Here is a 25,141-nt window from a genome sequence, read left to right on the forward strand (position 1 = left end):
GTTTTTTTTATGCTCCGATTGCAGACAAAACCTCCAAATATCTACTTTTGAGAAGCATGGTTGCACATAGCTAATTGGAATAATTCTATGATGGCTGCTACATAATATTGGTTATTGCCAGTAAACGGAACCAAACCGCAATAGAAACAATGACAACCGCTGAGTATTTCCATTATATACAACGGGGGGATTGCTTTACTTATGTTAAGAATCTTTACGAAACTAAGACTAAAAGAATGGATTCAAGTCGTGATCAGCCTAGTGTTTATTGTCGCACAAGTTTATCTTGACTTGAAGTTGCCGGATTATATGTCCGAAATTACCCGGCTGGTACAGACACCAGGCAGCGAAATGAGCAACATCTGGATTCATGGAGCGTATATGCTGCTCTGTGCGCTAGGTAGTTTGCTGTCTGCCGTCATTGTAGGATTTTTTGCCTCCCTTATCGCGGCTTCGTTCTCACGGCAACTTCGTACGTTGCTGTTTAACAAGGTGGATTCTTTTTCGATGGAAGAAATCAATCGGTTTTCTACCTCCAGCTTAATCACACGTTCTACAAACGATATCACGCAAATTCAATTGCTTGTAACTATGGGATTACAACTAATTATTAAAGCACCTATTATGGCGGTATGGGCGGTTACAAAAATCGCGGGCAAGGGTTACGAATGGTCACTGGCAACCGGATGCGCGGTGTTGATTCTGGTTATTGTCATCGCGTTTATTATGATTTTTGTATTACCGAAATTCCGAAAAATGCAGACCCTTACAGATAACATGAACAAGGTTACCCGAGAAAATCTCACTGGAATTCGTGTTGTTCGCGCCTATAATGCTGATGATTACCAAGAGGCAAAGTTTGAAAAAGCAAATAAGGAATTGACGGAGACTCAACTCTTCACGACTCGTGGTTTGGCTTTTATGCTGCCAGTGATGAGCATGATTATGAGCGGCTTATCTCTTTCGATTTATTGGATTGGCGCGTATCTGATCGATTCCGCACAAGTGGCGGACAAGCTGACCATATTTTCTAATATGGTGGTATTTTCAGCCTACGCCATGCAGGTTGTAATGTCATTTATGATGTTGGCCATGATGTTTGTCCTGCTGCCAAGAGCAGCCGTTTCAGCCAAGCGTATTAATGAGGTGTTGGATACAAGGCCGATCATTGCCGAAGGTTCACAAACCGAAGGAAAGCCAGGGGTGATCGGTGAGGTCGAGTTCAGAAATGTTAGCTTTAAATATCCCGGTGCGGGGGATTATGTTTTACATAATGTCAGTTTCTCCGTAAAGCAAGGTGAAACCGTTGCCTTTATCGGTTCCACTGGCAGCGGCAAATCAACGCTCGTCAATCTGGTTCCACGCTTTTTTGACGCCACGGAGGGTGAAGTGCTAATCGACGGTGTGAATGTAAAGGAGTATGTCGAGGAAGCGTTATACAATAAAATCGGTTATGTTCCGCAAAAGGCGGTACTGTTCAGAGGCACGGTCAGTTCAAATGTGGGTTATGGTGAAAATGGAAAAGATACCACTACGGCGGATCAAATAAAAAAAGCCATTTCCATTGCTCAGGGTACGGATTTTATTGAAGCCATGGAGGGGCAGTATGATGCGGCCATTTCTCAAGGCGGTACAAACTTGTCAGGAGGGCAGAAACAAAGGTTGTCTATTGCCCGCGCCGTCAGCCGAAACCCTGAAATATATATTTTTGACGATAGTTTCTCCGCACTGGATTACAAAACGGACCGTGTGCTGCGTAGCGCACTTAAGAAAGAAACGGCAGGAGTTACAAGCATGATTGTCGCGCAGCGTATTGGTACTATTATGGACGCTGACCAGATTATTGTACTCGACGATGGTAAAGTGGTCGGGAAAGGGACACATAAAGAGCTTCTCGAAACTTGCGACGTTTATAAAGAAATTGCCATGTCACAGCTTAGTGAGGAGGAGCTTGTATCATGAGTGAAAACACACACAAAAGACCCGCAGCAATGGGGGGCCCCGGCGGTATGGGAGGTCAAGGCAGGATGGGCGCCCCAGTAGAGAAATCGAAAAATTTCAAAGCGACTTGGATAAAATTGATTCGATATTGTAAGTCTTATCTTCCAGCTATCCTGATTGCACTTGTAATGGCTGCCGGCGGTACGGTACTGCAGATTATTGGACCCAACAAAATCAAGGACATGACGAACGAGATTGCCAAAGGGCTTCCGGCCGTGATTAAAGGTGAGACGGTGCAGGGCAGTATTGATATACCTGCGGTTGTAAACATTGCTTGGCTTCTTGTGTTTTTCTATGCAGGCTCAACGATCCTGAGTTTTGCGCAGAGTTATATCATGGCGACCGTAACACAGAGAATATCAAAATCAATGCGGACTGACATTTCGCAAAAAATCAACCGCTTGCCCCTCAAATATTTCGATAGGACGAGCAATGGTGACATCCTCAGCCGCGTCACAAACGACGTGGATGCCATTGGGCAAACCATGAATCAGAGCATCGGACAGTTGGTTACCGCAATTGCGATGTTTGTTGGCTCGCTCATTATGATGTTTTATAACAGTTGGATTCTAGCCTTGACCGCTGTAGGTTCCAGTCTAATAGGTTTTGCTTTGATGATGATCATCGCAAAAATATCACAAAAATTCTTTATCGCTCAGCAAGCGGGGCTCGGAAGCATCAATGGGCACATTGAGGAAATTTACTCCGGACACCATGTTGTAAAGGTCTATAACGGCGGGATAGAGGCTAAGAAAACCTTTGAAAAATTTAATGGAGATCTGTACCAAAGCGCATGGAAGTCACAGTTTTTATCAGGCTTGATGATGCCGCTGATGGGCTTTATCGGAAATATCGGGTATGTAGCCGTTTGCGTAGTAGGCGCAGTTTTAGCGATGAACGGCAGCATTTCTTTTGGCGTCATTGTCGCATTCATGTTGTATATCCGCCTCTTTACACAGCCGCTTTCACAGATGGCACAGGCAATGAACAACCTGCAACGGACAGCAGCGGCAGGAGAGCGCGTCTTTGAATTTTTGGACGAGCAAGAGCTTACTGACGAGAGCCAAAAGGTAAAAACCTTGCAAAACGTGAAAGGCAATGTTGAGTTTAAGAACGTTAAATTTGGCTATGAGCCTGAAAAAATAATTATCCATGATTTTTCAATTCAGATAAAGGCAGGGCAAAAGGTAGCTATTGTCGGCCCGACTGGCGCAGGGAAGACCACGATCATCAATCTGCTCATGCGGTTTTATGAGTTGGACGGCGGTGAAATCCTGCTGGATGGCACGCCGACTAATCAGGTGACGAGGGAAAATGTCCATCAGCAATTTGGAATTGTATTGCAGGATTCTTGGCTGTTTGAAGGCACAATCAAAGAAAATATCGTTTACAGCAAGCAAGGCGTTACGGATGAGCAAGTTGTCGATGCCTGTAAGACCGTTGGCTTACATCATTTCATTAAAGCTTTACCAGATACATACAATACCGTTTTAAATGACAAAGCAAGTCTGTCTGAAGGGCAAAAGCAGCTTATTACCATTGCGCGCGCTATGATTCAAAATGCTCCGCTGCTCATCTTGGACGAAGCAACCAGCTCGGTAGATACCCGAACCGAACGCATCGTGCAAACAGCAATGGAAAAATTAACGGAAGGTAGAACCTCATTCGTGATCGCTCATAGGCTTTCGACCATCAAAAACTCCGATCTGATTCTTGTCATGAAAGGCGGCGACATCATCGAAAGCGGCAATCATGAGGACTTGTTGTCGAAAGGTGGAGTCTACGCCGAACTCTATAACAGCCAATTTGAACAGTTGGCTTAGTTAAACTGGTTGAATAAAAGAAAACACGGCAGCCGAAAGTTCGGCTGCTTTTTCGTTGTTGAACTAATCAGCAGGATCGTTCATGCATTTCGCGAATACATTTAAATGAAGTCTTGCTAAATGGTATTGCCTTTTTATGGGATTACCATGAATTATTCAAATGAAAATGAAAACTGGGTTACGCACATTTATTGGGAGGGGACATTTATGAAAATTTTTGTTGCCGGAGCTACTGGAGCTGTCGGACGTATCTTGCTTCCGAAGTTGATTCATGCAGGTCATGAAGTCATTGGACTCACGCAAAGTGAGAGTAAGAAAGCTATCATTGAGAATACGGGAGCAAAAGCATTAATTGCTGATGTCTTTGATCGTGAGTCAATACGGTCCGCATTAGAAGAATCTCAACCCGAGGTTGTCATTCATCAATTGACTTCTTTGAGTAATCGTAATTTTTCTGATAATACAAGGATACGTAAAGAGGGTACAGAAAATTTGGTAGATGCCGCTATTTCAATTGGTATCAAACGTATCATCGCTCAAAGCATCTCTTGGGCATATGAACCGGGAGAGAAACCGGCAAGCGAAGAAGAATCCTTACATGTAGTGGCCGAGGAACCCCGAAAATCAACGATTGATGGCATATTAGCTTTGGAAAATGCTGTTTCAAAAATAACGCAAAATGTAATCTTACGCTATGGAATGTTCTACGGCCCGGGCACTTGGTACGAGCGTAATGGATTTATGGCAAAGCAAATACAACAAAGACAGGTTCCTGCTACTGAAGGGGTCACTTCATTTCTTCATGTGGAAGATGCCGCTGAGGCAGCACTTTTGGCCTTGCAATGGCCTTCAGGACCAGTAAACATTGTGGACGACGAACCAGCAAGAGGAACTGACTGGCTTCCGGTTTTGGCACAAGCTTTAGGAGCACCAACCCCTGAAACTATTTCAAATAGCAACGCTTGGGAGCGAGGGGCATCGAATAGGAAGGCCCGGCAGGAATACGGTTGGAAACCGCTATACCCGACTTGGCGGACAGGCTTTAGCACTAGTCTGGCTGACGAAAACAATTCATTGTTAGATTAATGAGGAGTGTTAATTTAATTAACGAGGGAGCAGAGCGCCACATGGCAGCTGCTCCTTTGTTTCGTTGATGATAAGGGAGATTAGTGTAGTTAATTTAAAACTATTTCCACTTTTTTCCGTCTATAATTTAGTAGTAACTATTCATAAGGGGGCATCACTTTGCCAAAATTAATTGGCGCAGCAGCAGTTATTTTAAATTCTGAGGGGAATGTATTATTGGTAAAACATAGCTATGGCAAAAATAATTGGGATTTGCCTGGAGGAAAAGCTGAGGAGAATGAATCAGCGCAGGAAACTGCCAAAAGAGAAGTTCACGAAGAAGTAGGGATAGAAGTCGGCATTGGGCAATTAACTGGTATATACTACGACCCAAACTATGACATGCATCATTTTGTTTTTCTTGCGAATAACGATGCTAACCAAATACCTCAGCCAAGCTCGCCTGAAATATTAGAATGCAGGTTCTTCTCAAGAGATGAACTTCCTAAACCGATTAGTGATTGAGGAGAGTGTGAAAATGAGATTTTTGAATAACGGATATTTAAATGGATTATATGCTGTATTATTAGCCGTAGTATCTATTTTCACAGGGGAAATCGTAACTTTTATTATGCTCGGATTCATATTCATGGCTTTATTGAACATTAACTCAACTTTGAAAAAGATACTTGATAAAAAAGATTAAGACTACTAGTCTATTGAAATTGTTTCTTAGCTAAGGAGGTTTTTATCATCGAGATTATTACTATTATGTTTATGTTTATTGTTGTAATTAGCCTAATTAGCATTGACAGAAGCTTAAGACTCAAATTAAAGAATGATGAAATTATAATTAGTAAGCTAAACGAAATAACAAAAAAGACAAATTAGTGGGTATGATTTTTAAATGTTTTTGGGCAGTTTGATGAAAATGTTACAATAGAAACAAAAGATTGTCGTTTACTTATGGAGGTCAATAAATGGATCTATATAAAATTGCAGATAACCTAAATTTAATAAGTGACTTTCTTGGAAAAAGAGATATAGATACATTAACCAGTGATGCTCTAGAAGAAAAATATAAATTTTCAGAAGCGGATTTACTCATATTATTCGGTGCTAGTATAGCCTATGGTTGTGACGTAGTAGGTAAAGGCATTTCTAACAATATTGCCAAAAATTTTATGATTGTTGGTGGAGAAGGACACACCACAGAAAGTTTACGTAGAGCTGTCCATAGTGTTTTACCCGAAATAGTAACTGCGGGAAAAATGGAAGCAGATATTATGAGCGAGTATATGAAACGAAAGTACGATCTTGACAACATACTGATCGAGCGTAATTCAACAAATTGTGGAAATAATATTACTTACGCATTAGATATTATCAAACAAAATAATCTTTCCCTAAACAATATGATTATTGTTCAAGACGCAACGATGCAGTGTAGAATGGATGCTGGTTTTCGTAAATATCTCCACGATTCAGAAGTTGAAGTAATAAATTTTGCTTCGTATAAGGTTAGGGTTGTCATCAAAAATGAAAATTTGGTAATTGAGCCGTCAGATATTTGGGGTATGTGGGAAATAGAAAGATATATTTCATTATTGATGGGAGAAATTCCGAGATTGTTAGATGATAGTAATGGATATGGACCTAATGGGAAAAATTATATTGCACACGTCGATATTCCTAACGATGTATTGAAAGCATTTGAAGAGTTAAAAGTAGAATATGGAGATTTAGTGAGAGTTGCAAATCCTCTGTATGCTTCAAAAACGCTTGAATAAGGGAAACATTGGGGAATAGCGTTCAATGGAAAGTAAATGGGGAAGAGGTATAGAAGGAGTAAAATAAAAGATGATGAAGCAGCTTATTTGTTTGGAGGTTATAGCAGTACTGCTGAGTTCTTGTGTGACTGAAAAATCGCTGGTTTCGACTAAGTACGAATTGGAAGAAAACGCAAGTATTGTCTTGGATTCATCGAATAGCTGGACTACCAGTCGATTGGAGGGAATCCATGGTGTCGGTTGGATCTCCGATCATGAGATTGAGTTTGTACAATCGGTGAAAATCGGGGCAGACGAACATCATGAGCCCATATACAAAAATACCATGGGGATTAAGGATATCATTTCTGGAGAAGTAAGAGGAGAAAAACCTGACATTTCCTACGATATATTTTCGGTATCTCCCGACGATAAGCATGTCTACGTGAAGCTAAATCATATGGAAGGCGAGAATTTGGTTGCTGAGCACCGGATGCTCAGCCGAGATGGTGGAGAGACGAAAGAAATAGCCAATCAGGCGATTGCTGGCAGCGCCATATGGCTGGATAATGAGCATGTATTATATAGGGGGGGAATTGGTGATGGGGGTGTCCTGCAGATTGATTTGCAGGGGAAGATTACGCCGATGCCTGCATTAAATCAATTGATGGAACATAACGATACGGATACCAGAAACATAGAGCAAGTAGCGAAAATAGGTGAACGTTTGTATTTTATAGAAGGTAGTGGATTTAGTTATATCGAGATGTCACAACTGGGTAATCCTGTAATTCATAGGATATATGATAAAAGTGTAAATCGATTTTATCCCGCACCAGACGAACATCAGATTGCTATTGTAACGACAGAGGGTAGCCAATTCGGCAGAACGAAAAAAGAGCTTCTGCTACTTGATCCCAATGGTAATTCTATAGGCAATCATTTGGAGTCGGGGGAATATTTCAACAGTGTATCTTGGTCATTAGATCAATCGAAATTGACTTATGTAGTCACGAAACAATACCCAAATCAATATGAGGTCCATGTGATCGATACGAAGAGTGGGGAAAATAAGATGATCTACAAAAGCACTAACCGAATGGTGAGCAGCGAAATGTACTGGAGTCCAAACAGTAAACGAATGATGTTCACAGCGGACCGATCCCATTCAACTTTGGAATCGAAGCCGGAAACGATTATTTATGAATTTAAATGATCCTCTGGATGTTGATGTTACTCGAACCAAGATAAGAGAATATGTAATGAATACTAAGTCATATGGTTTTAACTCAGAGGCAGATTCAAGATAAAAATGTACTATAAAATCAGTATTATTAAGTTATGGAGGCGAATAACTTTTGCTTGTTGGTGAAATCAGTGAAATAACACGATATCCTGTAAAATCATTTGCGGGAGAAAGCTTGGACACTTGTAGAGTAGATACATATGGGTTGTTTGGTGATCGTTTTTGCGCTTTTTTGGATGAATCAAAAGAGGGGTGGAATCGTTTTATTACGGCTAGGGATATCCCTAAAATGCTCGGTTATTCGGCTGGATTAATTAATAACGAAATAAGTGTGACTTCTCCAAACGGAGAAACTTTTAGCTGGAATGAAGATCTTTTAAAAGAAATTCAAAGATACACCAATAGAGAAATATCTAAGGGGGACTATAGAGCACCAAATCCTGAAGACCCCAAACTTATGTCTGTTGATACGGCTAACATTCTTATCGTTACAGATGCTTCGTTGCGCAGACTTGAATCGATATGGGGGAAGCCATTAGATAAACGTCGGTTTAGAGCTAACATTATCTTGTCTTTAGATGAAAACACTTTGGATGAAACTGCTTGGATAGGAAAACAATTATCATTTGGCGATGTAAAATTAAAAGTAGAATCAAATTGTGAGCGGTGCTCAATCATTACGCTTGATCCCGGTACCCTAGAAAGGGATGTCACTCTGCTGAAGAAAGTAAATGAGCAAATGAATTTATGCTTTGGTTTATATGCATCTGTTATTAACCCAGGAAAAATTCGTATTGGTCAGAAAGTTTATTTATCTGATTGAAAGCTAGGATTACTAATTTTATAGAGTGAATAGCTAGTGTTCATTCTGTGAAACCATTTTTGATAACTGAAAGGATTAGATTATGGATGTTCTTGTGGGATTCTTAATTTTAGGCGCGTTATTTGGCATATTTGTTGCTATTCAAAAGCTCAACTCAAATATCATTACACAAATTGACCAAAACGAAAGAATTATTCAATTAATGGAAGAAAAATGCCATCACCAATCCACGAAGAACGATAGCTGAACTAAGTAGAAACCGTAGAGAGGAATAGGGTCAACTTCACGACAAAATGTTGGTGTAAAGGTATAATTTACCATGTGGGGAGGTCAGCCATGTTCCACCATACTAAAAAAGCGTCTAATAATCACAGTGCTAATGAAAGTGTAAGCATTCAAAGAAACAAACTTCCTACAAATGCAATTTTACAAATGCAAAGAACGATAGGCAATAAAGCAACAATGAATCTCTTAAAAAGTTACACTCCGCAAATTCAGCGATTTCCTGAGAAGAAAGGGGACTCTAATGATGAGTATATAGACAAACAATATCCGGGCGTGACTTTTATAAAAACATCTGGAAAATGGAATGAATATATGTTGAATGATGGTACGATTGTCTATTATGACGAAGGTAAATATTGGAAAGATGCAAATACATCTCAAATTATGGATTTATCCGGGTATATGAATCAGCAACAAATTGAGAATGCCGGCGGTAAGTCGTACAATTATTTGGCAAGTAATTTAACAGGTCGATTAATGAATATTATGGATTTATATAGAGCAATAACAAATCACAGAGAGAAGTTAGATATTCCTAGATATGATGCTGCAAAAGCCGAGATGGAACGCGGTGAAATCGTATATCCCATAGAGGTCTACAACATTGGTGATGGAAAGCTTCGGTTGAGTCAGGGCAATCATCGTCTTTGGGCCGCAAGAGAAATGGGGTATGAGGTGGTTCCAGTTAATTTTCTCTAAACGAAAGAGAATGGAGAGTCTGTATCTATTGTTTGCCTCTTCTTAGATTTTTACGTGGAATATTTGATTTTATCATATAGAAACTTATTGTTCCACTCATTTCAGGGAAATCTAATACCAAATGATTTCCCACTTCTGTCTACAGTAAACAGAATACATAACCATATTTCCTTGAAAGGGGATATCTGTTTTGGATGCACAGTTTCTAGATTTATTGGCCCTGGAATATGATACGGAAGAAAAAGTTGTAACAGAAATCATCAACCTTGAAGCAATATCCAATCTTCCCAAGGGAACTGAGCACTTTGTCAGTGATTTGCATGGGGAGTTCCAGGCTTTTCAGCATGTATTAAGAAATGGTTCGGGTACCGTAAAAGAAAAAATAAAAGCCTTATTCCGTGAGGTTTGGACGGAGCAAGAAATCAATGAGTTTACGGTGTTAGTTTATTATCCGGAAGAAAAAATACAGTTGGTCAAAGGTGATCTGTGCAATCATCAAGCCTTGAACCGATGGTACAGGCAAACGATTGAACAAATGCTGATGCTCATTTCTAATTCCTCTTCCAAGTATACTCGCTCAAAATTGCGCAGAGCTTTGCCGGAGCAGTTTGTATATATCGTAGAAGAGCTTTTGTACAAGACGGATTCCACCAATAATAAGGACCCTTATTATGAGGAAATATACCGGCAAATTATATCTTTGGGCCAGGCGGACAAGCTTATTATCGGGCTTGCTTATACGACACAGCGCTTGGTGGTTGACCATCTTCATGTGGTCGGAGATATATATGACCGCGGGCCGGACCCCGATAAAATTATGGACACGCTGATCAACTACCATTCTGTCGATATTCAGTGGGGGAACCATGATGTCCTATGGATTGGCGCTTATGCGGGCTCACTGGTCTGCCTTGCGAACATTATCCGGATCTGTGCCCGATATGACAATCTGGACATCATCGAAGATGTCTATGGCATCAATCTTCGCCCACTGCTGAACTTGGCGGAGACATACTATGATGACAATCCGGCCTTTCGACCGAAGCTGCAGACTGACCATAACGGCTCGGAGCAGGAAATCCTGCAGATTACCAAAATTCATCAAGCCATTGCCATGATTCAGTTTAAACTTGAGATCCCTATTATCAAGCGACGTCCCTTCTTTAATATGTCGGAAAGGCTTTTGCTCGAACAAATCGATTACGACAAAAATGAAATCAAAATCGGTGATAAAACGTACCCGCTGGAAAATACCTGTTTCGCAACTGTAAATCCACAGCAGCCTGAAAAATTGCTGGAGGAAGAACAACTGGTGCTGGAAAAGCTGCTCTTCTCCGTTCAGCATTCCGAAAAACTGGCCCGGCATATGAATTTTTTTATGAAACAGGGCAGCCTTTATCTGAAATATAACGGGAATTTGTTATTTCACGGCTGTATTCCTTTGGATGAAGAAGGAAACATGGAAGAAATGCAGATTGAAAACAAGACGTATTCGGGCCGTAAGCTGCTCGATGTTTTTGAATATTATTTACGTTACGCCTTCGCGCATCCGGAAGAGACGGATGATTTGGCAACGGATATGGTATGGTACATCTGGACAGGGGAATGTTCCTCGCTCTTTGGAAAGAGAGAAATGACCACCTTTGAACGATACTTTATCCAAGATAAAGAAAGCTATAAAGAGAGAAAAAATCCTTATTACCATTTGCGTGAAAATGAGGAGATCTGCCGGAAAATCCTGTTGGAGTTTGATTTGAATCCGGATCATGGACATATCATTAACGGCCATACGCCAGTTAAAGAAATTCGTGGAGAGAGCCCCGTTAAAGCAAACGGAAAAATGATGGTCATTGACGGCGGTTTTTCCAAAGCCTATCAATCCACAACGGGCATCGCCGGATACACCTTGTTGTACAATTCCTTTGGCATGCAGCTCGTTGCCCATCAGAAATTTAAATCAAAAGAAGATGTGTTATGTAACGGAGCGGACGTATTGTCTGTAAAAAGGCTGGTGGACAAAGAACTGGAGCGGAAGCTGGTGAGGGAAACCAACGTCGGGGAGAAGCTGCTGCAGAGGATCTCGAATTTGAAAAATCTACTGGAATATCGTTATATGAAATGAAACAATGATTTTTTTGCGTTTGAAAAAAGAGCTTATCTTCGATTTCTGCTCTGCATACATATCATTGGCATCTAATGGAAATCATAGTGCTTAATTATTGTTTGTAGAGGAGTGCTTGAGATGAATGATCTAATCAAGAATGCTGTTTCGCTTGGTCTGGGAATCACGATTGTAACCAAAGAAAAGCTGGAAACCTACGTTAAAGAGCTTGTGGTAAAAGGAGAAGTTGCCCCTGAAGAGTCGAAGGCGCTAGTGGCAAAGTTAATCAAGAAAGGTGAGGAGCAGCAGGACGCTCTTAAAGAAATCGTACGCGTACAGCTTCAGAAGATGCTGGTTGACCTGCACCTGGCGACTGAGGAAGATATCAAGCGGCTAGAACAACGCATCGACCAAATGGAACACAAGTTACAGGCATAGCCCATTATGAGGAAAAGGATACGGCAGTTACAACGATACCGGGATATTGTAATAGCTTTGGTTCGCCATGGTTTCGGCTTCTTGGTAGAAGAGTCAGATCTGCTGCAGCGTCTTCGTATTCCAATTAGAAGATTTCAAGTGCATGACGATGCAGACCGTAAATCGCTGGGACTACGAATCAGGGATGTCGTTGAAGAGCTCGGACCCACCTTTATCAAACTGGGGCAGATTGCCAGCACCCGTATGGATCTCCTTCCGGAAGACATTGTAAAGGAGTTGGAGAAACTTCAGGACGATGTGAAACCCATCCCTTACAAACAGGTGCAAGAAATCATTGAGGCTGAACTAGGTCAAAGCATCGAGGCGATTTATGACCACTTCGAAGAGCAGTCACTTGCAGCGGCTTCCATTGGGCAAGTGCACCTTGGCGTGCTCCACACCGGAGAACGTGTGGCTATCAAAATCCAACGGCCTCATGCCGGAGAATCCATTCGGATTGATCTCGAAATTCTAGCGGATTTGGCTGCGATGGCGGAGCGACGCTTTGCATGGGCTCGCCGGATTCAAATGGAGGTCCTCATTGCGGAATTCGGCAAATCGCTCTTAAATGAGCTGGATTATACCAAAGAGGCTAGGAATGCGGAGAAAATAGCTGATCAATTCAAAAATGTCGCTCATATCAATGTACCGCTGATTTATAGTGACTACTGCTCGAAAAAGGTCATGACGATGCAGTATATCGAAGGTGTTCGGCTGTATCAAGAGGATCAACTCGACGCACATGGGTATAACCGAGCGCGAATTGCCAATCGGCTCATTCAAACATTGTTTCATCAGATATTCATTGAAGGTTTGTTTCATGCTGATCCTCATCCTGGGAACATCGTCATACAGCCGGGCGAAGTGATCGCTTTACTTGACTTTGGCATGGTGGGCAGGCTAACTTCGGAGTCAAAATTCCATTTTTCCTCCCTGATTATTGCTCTCATGCGCCAAAACACCGATGGGGTGATTAAGGCGATCTACCGGATTGGACTTATTGACGAGGAACTCGATATGGAGGAACTTCGGTTTGATATTGAGGAACTTAGAGAACGATATTTCGGAGTCCCTCTTAGTCGTGTAAGCCTGGGGGGAATTGTAAACGATCTGTTTGAGGTGGCGTACAAGTACCATATTCGTGTTCCGGCGGATTTTATCTTATTAGGGAAAACGCTGTTAACGATTGAAGGGGTTGTTACAAAACTAGATCCTACGATCAGTATCGTAAAGATAGCGGAGCCATTCGGTCTCCAACTGCTGTTGGAACGACTACGCCCGAAAAACCTGACATCAAGTTTACTTAGAGACGTCACGGATTATGGGTCCCTGCTGATTGATTTTCCAAGACAGTCCCGAGAGTTCTTTTCACAGATAAAAAAAGGGAAACTGCATGTGAATATTAGTGTCACTGATGCCTACGATTTCCTGCGCAAGCTGGATCGCATTGGCAATAGGATCACATTCGGCATCGTTCTCTTGTCTTTCAGTCTCATTATGATGGGACTCATCATCGGTTCATCCATTGTTGGTCGGAAGCATTATTTTTTGCTGAACGTGCCAACGATTGAAGTTGGATTTGTACTGGCATCCTTAATGAGTCTCTGGCTGCTATTTTCGATTTTTAAATCGGGCAGATTCTAGATGAAGTACTTCTTCAGAGTTTGAAACTTTTATATAATCATTCTTTCCCTTGACCTTCTAGAGCGCGACTAAGTAATATGATATAAGTAAACACAACAATAATAAGGCATTGACCAAAGACATGATTTCCTTCACGAACTGTCCAGAGAGAGAGGTTTAGGCTGAAAGCTTCTCCTGTTACCGGATGTGAAATTACCCCTTTGTAGCCGTGTCGTTGAACCCGTCGATCTGTTCGTCGCGGCAGTAAGCGTCACCGTTTTATCCCCGATACTGGATACCAATAAGGACCTTGCATCTGCTACTTTGGAGAACAGCCAAAGAATGACACGCTGCAGGTCAAATTAGGGTGGAACCACGAGCTGAACGCACTCGTCCCTTTGTGGGAGAGATGCGTTTTTTTGCGTTCAAAAATAATGAAAAAACTAGAAATGGAGGCTAAATCATGGAGATCAATGTAAAATTGCCAGATGGAACAATTAGGAGGTACCCCCAAGGAACGATAATCGGACAAGTGGCGGAATCTATAAGTACAGGTTTGAAGAAAGGTGCTGTAGCTGGAAAAATGAATGGCAAACTCGTTGACCTTGATCAACTGATCGAGCCTGATAGCCTTATAGAAATCGTTACTCTTGACAGTAAAGAGGGCCTAGAGATATACAGGCACACTACGGCACATGTAATGGCTCAATCCATTAAACGCATATATGGAGATAAGGCAGTCAAGCTTGGAATTGGACCGGTCATTGAAGATGGATTTTATTATGATATGGATATAGAAAAACCTCTTTCTATTGATGATCTTGCAGCTATTGAAAAAGAGATGGAGAAAATTATCCAAGAAAACCTGCCCATTGTTCGCCGGGTTGTCAGCCGCAGAGAAGCGATACTGACATTCGAGGAGCTCGAAGAACCGTTAAAATTAGAACTCATTCGCGACCTGCCGGAAGATGCCCTCATTACCATTTATGATCAGGGTGAATTTTTTGATCTATGTCGAGGGCCGCACCTTCCATCTACTGGCCGGATAAAAGCTTTTAAGCTGATGAACGTGGCGGGAGCCTACTGGCGTGGAGATTCCAATAATAAGATGCTGCAGCGCATTTATGGGACTTCATTTCCGAAGAAGGCACAGCTTGAAGAGCACTTGCATGTTCTTGAAGAAGCCAAAAAACGTGACCACCGCAAGCTTGGTAAAGAGTTAGAGTTGTTTATGTTCTCTGAAGAAGCACCTGGCATGCCATTCTTTCTTCCGAAAGGGATGAGCATTCGTAATGAACTTGAGAACTTTGCGCGTGAATTACAGCGGCAGCGCGACTACGCTGAAGTACGTACACCGCTTATGATGAACAATCGAGTTTGGGAGCAATCGGGACACTGGGATCATTACAAAGATAACATGTACTTCACGAATGTTGATGAAACAAAATTTGCGCTTAAACCGATGAACTGCCCGGGACACATGCTTATTTTTAAAAACAGCTTACATTCTTACCGGGAATTGCCTATACGTCTTTCCGAATTTGGCCAAGTTCACCGCCATGAACTTTCCGGGGCGCTTAACGGGATGATGCGGGTCCGTACATTCTGTCAGGATGACGCACACCTATTCGTTTTGCCAGAACAAATTGAAGATGAAATCAGCCGTGTCATTGCCCTAATTGATCATGTTTATCAAGTTCTCGGTTTTGAGTACAAGGTCGAGCTATCTACCCGGCCTGAAGATTCAATGGGTTCAGATGAACTATGGCAGCAGGCTGAACAATCTTTACAAAATGTCCTGGACAAACTTGGTATCGACTATCATGTCAATGCAGGCGATGGGGCATTCTATGGACCAAAGATCGACTTTCACATTTTAGATGCGCTTAAAAGGAGCTGGCAGTGCGGGACCATCCAACTGGATTTCCAGATGCCCGAGAAATTCGATCTATCTTACATCGGAGAGGATAACCAGAAACACCGGCCTGTCGTTATACATCGTGCTATCTATGGATCTATTGAGCGATTTATCGGCATGTTAACCGAACATTTCGCCGGTGCTTTCCCGCTATGGCTTGCGCCCGTCCAGGTGAAGTTATTACCAGTTTCGGAGAACTATATCGATTATGCCTTGAAAGTGAAGAAAGCACTAGAAGAGACAGGTATTCGGGTTGAAGTAGATGTGAGGAATGAAAAACTCGGGTATAAGATTCGTGAAGCCCAACTCGAAAAAGTACCGTATATGCTCATTATTGGTGAGAACGAGAAGAATTCCGATAGTGTTTCTGTGAGAAAACGGGGGGGAGATGACCTTGGAATAAAAAACATCCTTGAAGTTATTGGGCAGATCAATGAAGATATTCGAGCCAAAAAATAAGTAGGAATTGGTATTTGGGGGCTGTTTTAATTGAACAGCCTCTGATCATCTAAACAGTATCACTTTTTGATACATTTTATAGTTAGTATAAATATATCAAGAGAAAACAAATGATTGGAGGATTGAAAATGAGTACAGTTATCGGAAATGAAAATATCGCGAATGCTGTACCCCGTCCTATTGGAAGGATGGACGCTTATTGGACTGTGACAATTATACTCACATTCTCAATTGCATTAAGTGGGATTGGACAACTGATGCGATATGGGGGGAATGTCGATCTAGTGACCTCTATTGGTTTCCCGCTGTATATCACGTATATTCCTTGGCGCTTCGTCCAAAAAGCCGTAAGCTCTAATGGTATTTATTAGACACAATTGAAAATAAATGATTTGATCTATTCATAAAAAGGAGTGTTGAAAATGTCTTATATCGTTGATTTCAAAAATCTATCTTCAGTTGGTTTAGAGTCTTCACCTGTAGCAGAAGCGCTCACTGGTTTACGTGCTAATGAAGCTCGGTATTTTATGAACAAATACAAACATGAATTTACGGTCGTACCCGCTAGCGAAAGTCAGGAGAACATTGATTATGTGAACCGCGTTTTGAAAGAACGTGATATTTCATTTGCGGCCAAACCTTTAGAAACGTCGCGTTTTCAAGTAGAAAATATCCAGTTTACCTACGTCTTTTATGAGGATGGTCTTGGGATCAATGTCATGTATACGGTTGATGACCCTAAGAAGCGGGCTGTTGGGTTTAAGCTCTCTGAGGGGATGGAGGTGCCAAAGGAGCTAGAAGAGAAGAAGTTTAAGTTTGCCAGACAGAAGTCTAAACTAGCTGGAACAATTCGGGGCTCGTTTTTTGTAATTAAAGGACAATATTAATAGGCGTCAATCATAATTGAATACGAGCACAGCGGCAGCCGGCCACAATGATCGGCTGCTTTTTCGTTGAACGCTGACCTTGGTAGTATAATGATGGGAGTAAATATAGGGGAAGAAGGAAATGGCAAATGAAAAAGATATTGATCATAGATGATGAAGCTGATCTTCGAAAACTGCTAAGGGATTATTTTGAAGTAAACGGATATTTGGTTTTGACGGCAAAAGAAGGCAATGAGGCGTTGCGGCAAGTTGAAAAGCAGCCGGACATTATTTTGTTGGATATCAATATGCCTGAAATAAACGGTTTTGACGTATGCAAGAAGATCCGGGGGTTTGTATCCTGCCCCATTTTATTTCTGACCGCACGTATAGAAGATGCAGATAAATTATTCGGCTTTCAGGCTGGAGGAGATGATTATATTCAAAAACCGTTCAGCATCCGTGAATTAGGCGCGAGAGTGGAAGCTCATTTACGAAGAGAAATCCGCAATCAAAAGAAATCTTCGGTTAAATTTAGCGACGACGTGGTCATAGATTATTCAGAGCAAGCGCTTTACTGTAACGACATACCCATATCTTTGGCAAAAAAAGAGTTTGCTATCATAGCGCTTTTATCCACACACCCTGGCATGGTTTTTGATAAAGAGCGCATTTATGAACGAGTATGGGGAGCGGGTGAAGAAGGTGATAGCTCCGTAATCGCTGAGCATGTCAGGCGCATTCGAGCCAAAATGAAAGAGCATGGTTGCGAAAACAAGGTAGAAACCGTCTGGGGTGTAGGATATAAATGGCGAAAATAATATACTATCTTCGACTGAAGAATATGACCATACTGCAATCCTTCATCACGTTAAATTGCGTGTATTTAGTCGCTGTTTTAACAGCCACTGTAATTGAATTCGAATGGGCCGATCGGATGCGACGACGCTTTGCCGATCATCCTTCCGGAAACGATTGGGTTCTATCTTTTCAGATTATCGCGATGTTATTGACGATTGGAGTCGGATTAGTCTTGATGGCCAGCCTCTTTTATAAGCTGAAATTGAAAAAACCTTTGGAAATCTTAATGAGCGCATCAGAGAAAATCTCGGCGAACGATTTGGGATTTAAAGTTTCCTATGACAGCAGGGATGAAATGAGCGACCTATGCCGCGCATTTGAAAAGATGCGCAGCCAATTGGAACGTTATGTAGAGGCAATGAGCTCGATTCAGAAGCTGGATGAAATACCGATTCATAAAAAGGAGATTGAAATCAACACACTCATTGCCTTACTGGATGAGGGTGCCAGCCGGATTGCAGAATTAAGAGGTACAACCTACGATTCTTACAGGAATACGGATTCGACGATTTTGTATGTTGATCTGGATCTCGTTATGCAGGTTTTTGAAAATATAATAGCAAATGGAGTTCGATATGCCTTCAGTCAAGTGAAAGTCGATTACCTTACTCAGAACGGCTTTTTTTCCATAACGGTCACCGATGATGGCCCTGGTTTTACCAACGAAGGGGTGCAGAAAGCCGTTCTCCCTTTTTATCGGGGAGAGGCACCGGAAGCCAATGAACACCACGGGTTAGGGCTTTACACTTGTAAAACACTGTGCGAAAAGCATCAGGGAGGCTTAGAGATTGCAAACAGTTCAACGGGTGGCGGAAAAATAACCGTAAGCTTTTTATGCCGAGTTGATAAATAGTTGATATTTAAGAGTTAGCATTTCCTTATCTTAATATAAGGAGTGCTGATTAATAAAATGAGTATCGTGTATAAAAGTATCTTCGCTAGTTTCATTTGTGTGCTTCTTGCGGCGATTATTTCAATTATGCCAGCAGCCGCTGTTGAATCTCGAGGTAAAACAGAAATCGTGGCTGAAATTGATAATTATGTAAAGGAATCCATGAAAGTTAACCATATATCTGGAGCATCACTTTCAATTGCGTATCGGGAAGAAGTGTTTTACGCACAAGGCTACGGTGAATCTTCTGATGGAAGAAAAATAACCAATAAGACGATTTTTCCAATTGCCTCATTAAGTAAATCTATAACAGCTTTAGCTGTATTGCAGCTTGCGGATAAAGGACTTATTGACCTGGACGCTCCGTATGTCTCCTACTTTTCAAACATCTCTCCCATGGACGAACGTGTCAACCGTATCACGGTCCGGTTCTTACTCAATCAGACAAGTGGCCTTAACGATAAAGTGAATCCCGATATGACAAAGTCCACTCAATTCCATGCGTTACAAGAGATTAATGCTTCTATGAATACGGTAAAGCTTGCCGCCGATCCTGGATCGTCATTCTATTATCATAATCCAAACTACCAATTCTTGGCGCTTCTTGTTGAGCAGATAAGCGGGCAACGTTTTTCTGACTATCTCCATGATCATATCTTTGAACCACTTGGGATGAATGACACTTTTGACATCAGTACCACGCAGCAAATTATTGAAAACAATGCCATTCCTCAAGGGCACTATCTGTTGTTAGGAAAGCCGATACGAAAAGTAGAGCCCTTATGGTTTATTGACGGTCCTGCCGGTATTATTTCAACTGCTGAAGACATGGCAAAGTGGATGAAAGCTCAAAATAAAAGCGATCTTCTTGCCCCAGAGTTAATGGAACAATACCATACAGCAGGACAGAGATCCCCATATGGAATGGGGTGGCTTGTAGAAGAGGATGAAAATGAAGGCCGTATAATTTCTCATAGTGGAATATTCTGGACGTATAAGTCGGAAGAAACGATATATTTGGATCAGCAGCTAGGCATCACGATGATGTTTGACTCCGGTATAAACACTTTTGTCAATTATTCAGCTTTTATCGATGGAATTGCAGGGATAATTAAGGGTGAAAAAGTGGAAACTTCTATCTTTAACAGCAGAAACATGGAGGCGTTTATTATTCTGTTGGTGATTGTAACGATTCTAAAAGGGGTATTCACACATTTTCGCATCAGTAGGAGTAGAAAGGGCATCACGACCGGAAAATTAATTCTTTCGTCTTTCGGGACATTATTCCCTATCTTGATTCTTCTGTTTTTGTCACCACTAACGACTTTTATTGGCGGTGGACGAGTTGTGCCTTGGTTCGGATTATGGACCACCATGCCATCACTGCTGATGTGGCTTGCTGTAATAATACTGGTGAATATAACGAATTGGGTTTGCCGCTTCAGATTGTATTACCATGCTTCGAAGAGGACTGCATGAGCTACCTCCATGGCAACCAGGGAACAGAACGCCGCTGCTGGCAGACTGTTCCCAAAGTGGTTGTCCTTTTGGACTTGCCAATGCATCCCTAATTACTCATAAATCTCAGCTTTTGATACATTCAACTGCCCCGAAGCCTTAGCAGGGAGGGAATGAATCGTGGAGGCTGCTTCTCCAGCTGACACCATCCGTTTGATGAGAAGCTCGCGCAAATGCACACGCACTTCCTCGTGCGATTGTTTATCGACAAGGTTGTTCAACTCATAAGGATCCGCCTCCAGGTCATACAGGCTGGACTCGACATATTCGGAAGCTCCGCTGTCGCGAATCGGATCCCCTGACGGTGCTGTCACGGCATATTTCCAGCGACGGGTACGAATAGCCCGCCCAACCTCAGATTCGCTGATCTGCACAAATATCTCCTGTTGCCATGCGACACCCATACGGTTGCCACCAATCAACGGCATTAAGGAGCGTCCCTGCATGTGATCCGGAACTTCGATTCCGGCAGCATCAAGCAATGTTGGCGGCAGATCGATCAGGCTGATCAACTCGCGCACGGCACCGCCACCGTTAAAGCCGGGGCCGCTGAATGCAAGCGGTACCCGGATGGAGCTTTCGTGGCAGGAACGTTTATATTCTTCGTTGCGAGTTTTAAAATGGCAGCCATGGTCGGAAGTAAACGCAATAACCGTGTTGTCCGTCAGATTAAGACTCTTGAGTGCGTCGTTTAACCTCCCTAGCGCCTCGTCGAGCCTTTTGACCATGCCGTAGTATCCGTCCAAATGTTGATTCGCGGTACCGTTCAGCGCAGCGAGATCCGGCGGTATATAACGGGATGAGTACCTTCCACGGTATACATCTGGTGAAGGATAATCGTCACGATGATTTTGATGGTGCGGCTCCAGATACGAGAGAAACAGATAAAACGGCTTCTCGGCGTTCCGTCGGTCCGCAATATAACGGATGGCGGCATCTGTCAAAGCGTCGACGCGATAGCCGGGCAGTTCGACAGGCTCGTTGTCGCCATTATAGAGCATGGTCCGGTAGGCATCGGACGTATGCTCAAGGGAATCTGCGGCAAGCCAGTAGTCGTAGCCGCCTCTTTTTTCGACAGGCACCGGGTTGGTGCGGGTCCCGGCCAGGTGCCATTTGCCGATATAACCCGTATCGTATCCGGCTTCTTTGAAATAGTGCGCAACCGTCCGAGTCCCTTCCGGAAGCGGGATGCTGTTCTTGAAACAGCCGGACACGGTCGGATAAAGTCCGGTTTGCAAAGTGGAGCGGGAGGGGCCGCAAACCGGCTGACAGGTAAAAGTATTGACGGCATGTGTGCCGAAAGCAGCCATCCGATCAAAATTCAGGGTTAACTCCAGCGGGTTGCCATGAGCTCCGGTTGTATCCCATCGCTGCTGATCGGTGAAAAAAACGATTATATTCGGCCGCTTTTCTGCGGATTGTTTCATGGGCTCGGTCCTCCTTAATTATCCTTTGATGCCTGTCGTAGCAATGCCTTCTACAAAATATTTTTGCGAGAAGAAGAACACCAATACAGGTGGCAAAATAGCCAGCACAGCCATCGCCATAATCTGGTTCCACTCGATCGTACCGCCTGTCGAATCAATGGTCATGCGCAGCGCGAGGGAGATTGGAAACTTTTTCACACTATTAATGAAAATAAGCGGATTGAAGAAATCGTTCCAGGTCCAGATAAATTGAAAGATAGCAGCTGAAATCATAGCAGGCATACATAACGGCAGGAGGATGCGGAATAGAATGGTCGGTGGATTGCAACCGTCCATAACCGCAGATTCATCAAGCTCTTTGGGAAGTCCCCGGATAAATTGGACCATCATAAAGATGAAGAATGGAAAGCAGCCGAAGGCAGCGGGAACGATGAACGGGAAGAAACTGTCCAACCATCCCATATTGCGAAAAATGAGATAGCGCGGAATGATAATGACGGTATGCGGCAGCATCAAGGTGGAGATCATCAAAACAAACATCAGGTTGCGAAGTGGAAATTTGAATCGTGCAAAGCCGTAGGCGACCAATACACTGGATAGCACGGTGAGAACTACCGTAGGAACCACTAACAAGAAGGTATTGTAGAAAAACGTTGTATAGGTATACTGGCCTGTGCCTGCCCACCCTTTAACGTAAGAATCCCATACAAATTTACTGGGCCAAAGGTTGAGCGTACCGAATAAGTCGGCGTTCGTCTTAAAGGAGCTCATAAACAGCCAAATGAGAGGATAGATCATCAGCCAGCCAAGAAGCAGCAAAGCGATATGTTTGATGGCTTGGCGCAGCTTGGCGCTTTGCGCTCTGGAGGCTGCGCTTCGCGGTTGAGCCACGGATGTTGTTGGATGCGGCATATTATTTACCTCCGTCTTCATAGTGGACCCATGATCTAGCCGATCGGAAGATGAAGAGGGTCAAGATGAGAATCATGGCGAACAAAAACCAGGAAAGGGAAGAGGCATATCCCATTTTCATATTCTGAAAGGCTTCATCATAGATTTTCAAACCAAATAAGTACGTCGATTTCACCGGTCCGCCGTTGGTGACGACAAACGCAGCTGTAAACTCCTGTAGAGCATTGATAGTCTGCATGACCAGATTAAAGAAAATGATTGGTGTAAGCAATGGGATGGTAATCGTCCTGAGCATACGCAGACGGCCGGCACCATCAACCATGGCAGCTTCGTACAGCTCAGATGGAATTTGCTTGAGCCCTGCAAGGAAAAGCACCATGGATGAGCCGAATTGCCACACCACGAGCATACTGATTGTCCCTAAAGCCACATGCGGGCTTCCCAACCAGTTAACCGGCGGAATATGCAAAAAGGACAAGGTTTGATTCACAACACCTTCCTTCATAAACAGGAATCTCCATAGAATGGAGATCGCGACGCTACCGCCCAGGATGGAAGGCAGATAGTAGACCGTGCGGTACCAATTGACCGCTTTTCCTTTGATATTCAGGATCAAAGCAATGAGCAGGGCAAAAGCGAGCTTCGCAGGTACCGCAATCAGCGCATATATGATCGTGACTTTAATGGAGGGGAAGAAATCTTTATCGACCGTCAACATTTTCACGTAATTATCCAATCCAATGAACTTGCCCGGCTTTACAAGCGTGGAATCTGTGAATGAGTAATAAAACGATAAGAGCAGCGGATAAAGCTGAAACCAGAAAAATCCGATAACCCAAGGCGATACGAATAACAGGCCCCAGAGGACGTTGCGCATGCGCATGCTTTTCAAGTCAGATGTTCCTTTCCATATACGGGCTAAGTGTTAAGAAGGGTGCTGTCCGAACGGACAGCACGCCATCGAGCTTCCCTTATTTTGCTTTCATCTCTTTAAGTTTGGAGGTAAAACCACTGTAAATTTCGTCAGCTGCTTGTTCCGGTGTGAGCTTATTGTAGATCAACTTTTGGATCGAATCTTTTACGACTTGCGCAAGCTCTGCATTCGTACTGATTACGTTTGGTGAAATCGTCTTCTTGGCAGAAGCGAGTTCCAAGCCTTTGGAAATGCTAGCATCCAGTTTGCCGGATTCCTCAAGCGCTTTGCGTGCCACTGTGGAAGCAGGAATTCCGCGCTGTGTGGTCAGAAGCAGGGCAGCTTCTTTGTCATTGGTCAAGTAATTAATAAATTTGGCTGCTTCTTCTTTGTTAACTGAGTCCTGCGAGATGGCAAAACCTGTGCCTGCAACTGTAGGGTTGCCCGATTGAACGGCACCTGAATTCTCTGGGAATGCACTGACACCGATTTTCGCAGTAGGAACAGCTTGCTTGTACTTATCGATGGCTTGAACGTAGTCAAGCAGCAGACCGATTTCGCCTTTTACCCATTTCGGATTTTGCTCCATCTTACCGACGAACGCGGTGCTGTCACCGAATGGTTCAATCGCTCCGCTTTGATATAGGTTGGACAAGTAGGTAAGACCGTCCGTCAACTGAGCCTTATCGAAGCCAGGGGTGAAGTCATCATTCACCCAGCCCTTGCCTGTTTTTTGCATGATATACGGCTGCAAGATTAGCTTGTTGACCACGTCGATATCAGCAGTTAACAGATAGGCGTTTTTATCTTGTTCATGAACCTTTTTACCTTCTTCGACCAATTTATCCCAGGTCCATACGGTGTCGGCAGGAATTCCGTGCTTCTGCATAAAATCTTCGTTTATAACGGTTGTCGCTGCGAACATGCCAGACGGAATCATAATTTGCTTGCCCTTGTAGGCACCGTAATCCTTAAGAGCGGCATCCGGAATTTGTTTCATATCAATCAGGTTGCTGAGGGGGTTCAGGTCCAACATGAAGTCGCTCATCTCCACGGACCATTCATAAGTAAACTGGAAGATGTCCGGGGCCGTTTTGCCGGCGAATTGAGTTGCGAGTTTTTTGTTAAAACCGTCAAAGCCCATATATTCAGCTTCGATTTTTACATTTGGGTGCTGCTTCGTATAAGCGTCGATGGCAGCGAGCGTTGCTTTATGTCTGGCGTCGTTGCCCCACCAAGCAAAGCGCAGCGTAACGGGTTTGTTATCACTTGCTGCCGTACCTGTCCCGGTTCCTGCGGAATTGTTGGAAGCCGTAGAGGCTTGGTTGGAGCCAAAGCTGCATGCGGATAAAATGCAAAGGATGCTAAGCATTAGGACAAACATTTTGGATAGTTGATAAAGGTTTCGATAAAACAAAGTACTTCCCCCTGTCTTAAAATGAATTTCGGGCCCAATTTCAAGT

Annotated in this window: 21 protein-coding genes; 17 read left to right on the forward strand and 4 right to left on the reverse strand. The window is 43.0% G+C overall.

From position 1 onward, the window contains the following. The first annotated feature begins 201 nt into the window (after positions 1-201). The 17 genes from AC3WTJ_RS17715 (at position 202) to AC3WTJ_RS17795 (ending at position 20,387) form a co-directional block, all read left to right on the forward strand. Positions 202-1,962, forward strand: coding sequence for an ABC transporter ATP-binding protein (locus tag AC3WTJ_RS17715; RefSeq protein ID WP_492522908.1), 1,761 nt, complete (start codon positions 202-204; stop codon positions 1,960-1,962). After that, positions 1,959-3,824, forward strand: coding sequence for an ABC transporter ATP-binding protein (locus tag AC3WTJ_RS17720; protein ID WP_492522909.1), 1,866 nt, complete (start codon positions 1,959-1,961; stop codon positions 3,822-3,824). Before AC3WTJ_RS17715 ends, AC3WTJ_RS17720 begins: the two co-directional genes overlap by 4 nt. Positions 3,825-4,031: 207 nt before the next feature. After that, complete coding sequence (locus AC3WTJ_RS17725) at positions 4,032-4,910, forward strand: NAD-dependent epimerase/dehydratase family protein (RefSeq protein WP_492522910.1); 879 nt, start codon at positions 4,032-4,034, stop codon at positions 4,908-4,910. Positions 4,911-5,069: 159 nt separating this feature from the next. After that, positions 5,070-5,414: an NUDIX hydrolase gene (locus AC3WTJ_RS17730; protein WP_492522911.1), complete on the forward strand. Its 345-nt coding sequence runs from the start codon at positions 5,070-5,072 to the stop codon at positions 5,412-5,414. 455 nt (positions 5,415-5,869) lie between these two features. Next, the gene (locus AC3WTJ_RS17735; RefSeq protein ID WP_492522912.1) at positions 5,870-6,679 is read left to right on the forward strand and encodes a hypothetical protein; all 810 of its coding nucleotides are present in this window, start codon (positions 5,870-5,872) and stop codon (positions 6,677-6,679) included. Between the two features lie 70 nt (positions 6,680-6,749). Then, on the forward strand, positions 6,750-7,874 hold the full coding sequence (locus AC3WTJ_RS17740) for a hypothetical protein (protein ID WP_492522913.1): 1,125 nt from the start codon (positions 6,750-6,752) through the stop codon (positions 7,872-7,874). A gap of 142 nt (positions 7,875-8,016) precedes the next feature. Then, positions 8,017-8,727, forward strand: a complete 711-nt coding sequence (locus AC3WTJ_RS17745; protein WP_492522914.1) for an MOSC domain-containing protein — start codon at positions 8,017-8,019, stop codon at positions 8,725-8,727. Between the two features lie 336 nt (positions 8,728-9,063). Then, positions 9,064-9,711 (forward strand): ParB N-terminal domain-containing protein, encoded by a 648-nt coding sequence (locus tag AC3WTJ_RS17750; RefSeq protein WP_492522915.1) that lies wholly within the window; start codon positions 9,064-9,066, stop codon positions 9,709-9,711. A gap of 190 nt (positions 9,712-9,901) precedes the next feature. Further along, positions 9,902-11,833 (forward strand): fructose-1,6-bisphosphatase, encoded by a 1,932-nt coding sequence (locus tag AC3WTJ_RS17755; RefSeq protein WP_492522916.1) that lies wholly within the window; start codon positions 9,902-9,904, stop codon positions 11,831-11,833. A 120-nt stretch (positions 11,834-11,953) separates the two neighbouring features. Next, positions 11,954-12,250 (forward strand): phasin family protein, encoded by a 297-nt coding sequence (locus tag AC3WTJ_RS17760; protein ID WP_492522917.1) that lies wholly within the window; start codon positions 11,954-11,956, stop codon positions 12,248-12,250. Positions 12,251-12,256: 6 nt separating this feature from the next. Further along, on the forward strand, positions 12,257-13,933 hold the full coding sequence (locus AC3WTJ_RS17765) for an ABC1 kinase family protein (protein WP_492522918.1): 1,677 nt from the start codon (positions 12,257-12,259) through the stop codon (positions 13,931-13,933). Between the two features lie 442 nt (positions 13,934-14,375). Next, positions 14,376-16,289: a threonine--tRNA ligase gene (gene thrS / locus AC3WTJ_RS17770; RefSeq protein WP_492522919.1), complete on the forward strand. Its 1,914-nt coding sequence runs from the start codon at positions 14,376-14,378 to the stop codon at positions 16,287-16,289. Between the two features lie 128 nt (positions 16,290-16,417). Further along, positions 16,418-16,660 carry a hypothetical protein gene (locus AC3WTJ_RS17775; protein WP_492522920.1) on the forward strand — a complete coding sequence of 81 codons (243 nt, stop codon included), beginning with the start codon at positions 16,418-16,420 and terminating at the stop codon, positions 16,658-16,660. Between the two features lie 51 nt (positions 16,661-16,711). Next, positions 16,712-17,176, forward strand: coding sequence for a DUF8821 family protein (locus tag AC3WTJ_RS17780; protein WP_157320328.1), 465 nt, complete (start codon positions 16,712-16,714; stop codon positions 17,174-17,176). 128 nt (positions 17,177-17,304) lie between these two features. Continuing rightward, positions 17,305-17,976, forward strand: a complete 672-nt coding sequence (locus tag AC3WTJ_RS17785; RefSeq protein WP_492522921.1) for a response regulator transcription factor — start codon at positions 17,305-17,307, stop codon at positions 17,974-17,976. Next, entirely contained in the window at positions 17,964-18,869 is a 906-nt protein-coding gene (locus tag AC3WTJ_RS17790; RefSeq protein WP_492522922.1) for a sensor histidine kinase, read from the forward strand. Before AC3WTJ_RS17785 ends, AC3WTJ_RS17790 begins: the two co-directional genes overlap by 13 nt. A gap of 57 nt (positions 18,870-18,926) precedes the next feature. After that, positions 18,927-20,387 carry a serine hydrolase domain-containing protein gene (locus tag AC3WTJ_RS17795; protein WP_492522923.1) on the forward strand — a complete coding sequence of 487 codons (1,461 nt, stop codon included), beginning with the start codon at positions 18,927-18,929 and terminating at the stop codon, positions 20,385-20,387. 92 nt (positions 20,388-20,479) lie between these two features. Here the strand turns inward: AC3WTJ_RS17795 and AC3WTJ_RS17800 are convergent, their stop codons facing one another. From AC3WTJ_RS17800 to AC3WTJ_RS17815, 4 genes are all read right to left on the reverse strand, one after another. Beyond that, positions 20,480-21,853 (reverse strand): sulfatase family protein, encoded by a 1,374-nt coding sequence (locus AC3WTJ_RS17800; protein ID WP_492522924.1) that lies wholly within the window; start codon positions 21,851-21,853, stop codon positions 20,480-20,482. 18 nt (positions 21,854-21,871) lie between these two features. Next, positions 21,872-22,765, reverse strand: coding sequence for a carbohydrate ABC transporter permease (locus AC3WTJ_RS17805; RefSeq protein ID WP_492522925.1), 894 nt, complete (start codon positions 22,763-22,765; stop codon positions 21,872-21,874). Between the two features lies 1 nt (position 22,766). Beyond that, positions 22,767-23,648, reverse strand: a complete 882-nt coding sequence (locus AC3WTJ_RS17810) for a carbohydrate ABC transporter permease (RefSeq protein WP_492523270.1) — start codon at positions 23,646-23,648, stop codon at positions 22,767-22,769. 88 nt (positions 23,649-23,736) lie between these two features. After that, positions 23,737-25,095, reverse strand: coding sequence for an ABC transporter substrate-binding protein (locus AC3WTJ_RS17815; RefSeq protein ID WP_492522926.1), 1,359 nt, complete (start codon positions 25,093-25,095; stop codon positions 23,737-23,739). Positions 25,096-25,141 lie beyond the last annotated feature (46 nt).

It is taken from the genome of Paenibacillus sp. FW101-FHT12H11, assembly GCF_058790355.1.

Bases quoted from the DNA above. Each gene is read 5' to 3' on its own strand.
- AC3WTJ_RS17720 (WP_492522909.1), top strand. From the start codon at position 1,959: ATGAGTGAAAACACACACAAAAGACCCGCAGCAATGGGGGGCCCCGGC.
- AC3WTJ_RS17810 (WP_492523270.1), bottom strand. From the start codon at position 23,648: ATGCGCATGCGCAACGTCCTCTGGGGCCTGTTATTCGTATCGCCTTGG.
- AC3WTJ_RS17765 (WP_492522918.1), top strand. From the start codon at position 12,257: ATGAGGAAAAGGATACGGCAGTTACAACGATACCGGGATATTGTAATA.
- thrS (WP_492522919.1), top strand. From the start codon at position 14,376: ATGGAGATCAATGTAAAATTGCCAGATGGAACAATTAGGAGGTACCCC.
- AC3WTJ_RS17805 (WP_492522925.1), bottom strand. From the start codon at position 22,765: ATGCCGCATCCAACAACATCCGTGGCTCAACCGCGAAGCGCAGCCTCC.
- AC3WTJ_RS17715 (WP_492522908.1), top strand. From the start codon at position 202: ATGTTAAGAATCTTTACGAAACTAAGACTAAAAGAATGGATTCAAGTC.
- AC3WTJ_RS17790 (WP_492522922.1), top strand. From the start codon at position 17,964: ATGGCGAAAATAATATACTATCTTCGACTGAAGAATATGACCATACTG.
- AC3WTJ_RS17780 (WP_157320328.1), top strand. From the start codon at position 16,712: ATGTCTTATATCGTTGATTTCAAAAATCTATCTTCAGTTGGTTTAGAG.
- AC3WTJ_RS17785 (WP_492522921.1), top strand. From the start codon at position 17,305: ATGAAAAAGATATTGATCATAGATGATGAAGCTGATCTTCGAAAACTG.
- AC3WTJ_RS17750 (WP_492522915.1), top strand. From the start codon at position 9,064: ATGTTCCACCATACTAAAAAAGCGTCTAATAATCACAGTGCTAATGAA.
- AC3WTJ_RS17740 (WP_492522913.1), top strand. From the start codon at position 6,750: ATGATGAAGCAGCTTATTTGTTTGGAGGTTATAGCAGTACTGCTGAGT.
- AC3WTJ_RS17725 (WP_492522910.1), top strand. From the start codon at position 4,032: ATGAAAATTTTTGTTGCCGGAGCTACTGGAGCTGTCGGACGTATCTTG.
- AC3WTJ_RS17775 (WP_492522920.1), top strand. From the start codon at position 16,418: ATGAGTACAGTTATCGGAAATGAAAATATCGCGAATGCTGTACCCCGT.
- AC3WTJ_RS17800 (WP_492522924.1), bottom strand. From the start codon at position 21,853: ATGAAACAATCCGCAGAAAAGCGGCCGAATATAATCGTTTTTTTCACC.
- AC3WTJ_RS17795 (WP_492522923.1), top strand. From the start codon at position 18,927: ATGAGTATCGTGTATAAAAGTATCTTCGCTAGTTTCATTTGTGTGCTT.
- AC3WTJ_RS17735 (WP_492522912.1), top strand. From the start codon at position 5,870: ATGGATCTATATAAAATTGCAGATAACCTAAATTTAATAAGTGACTTT.
- AC3WTJ_RS17760 (WP_492522917.1), top strand. From the start codon at position 11,954: ATGAATGATCTAATCAAGAATGCTGTTTCGCTTGGTCTGGGAATCACG.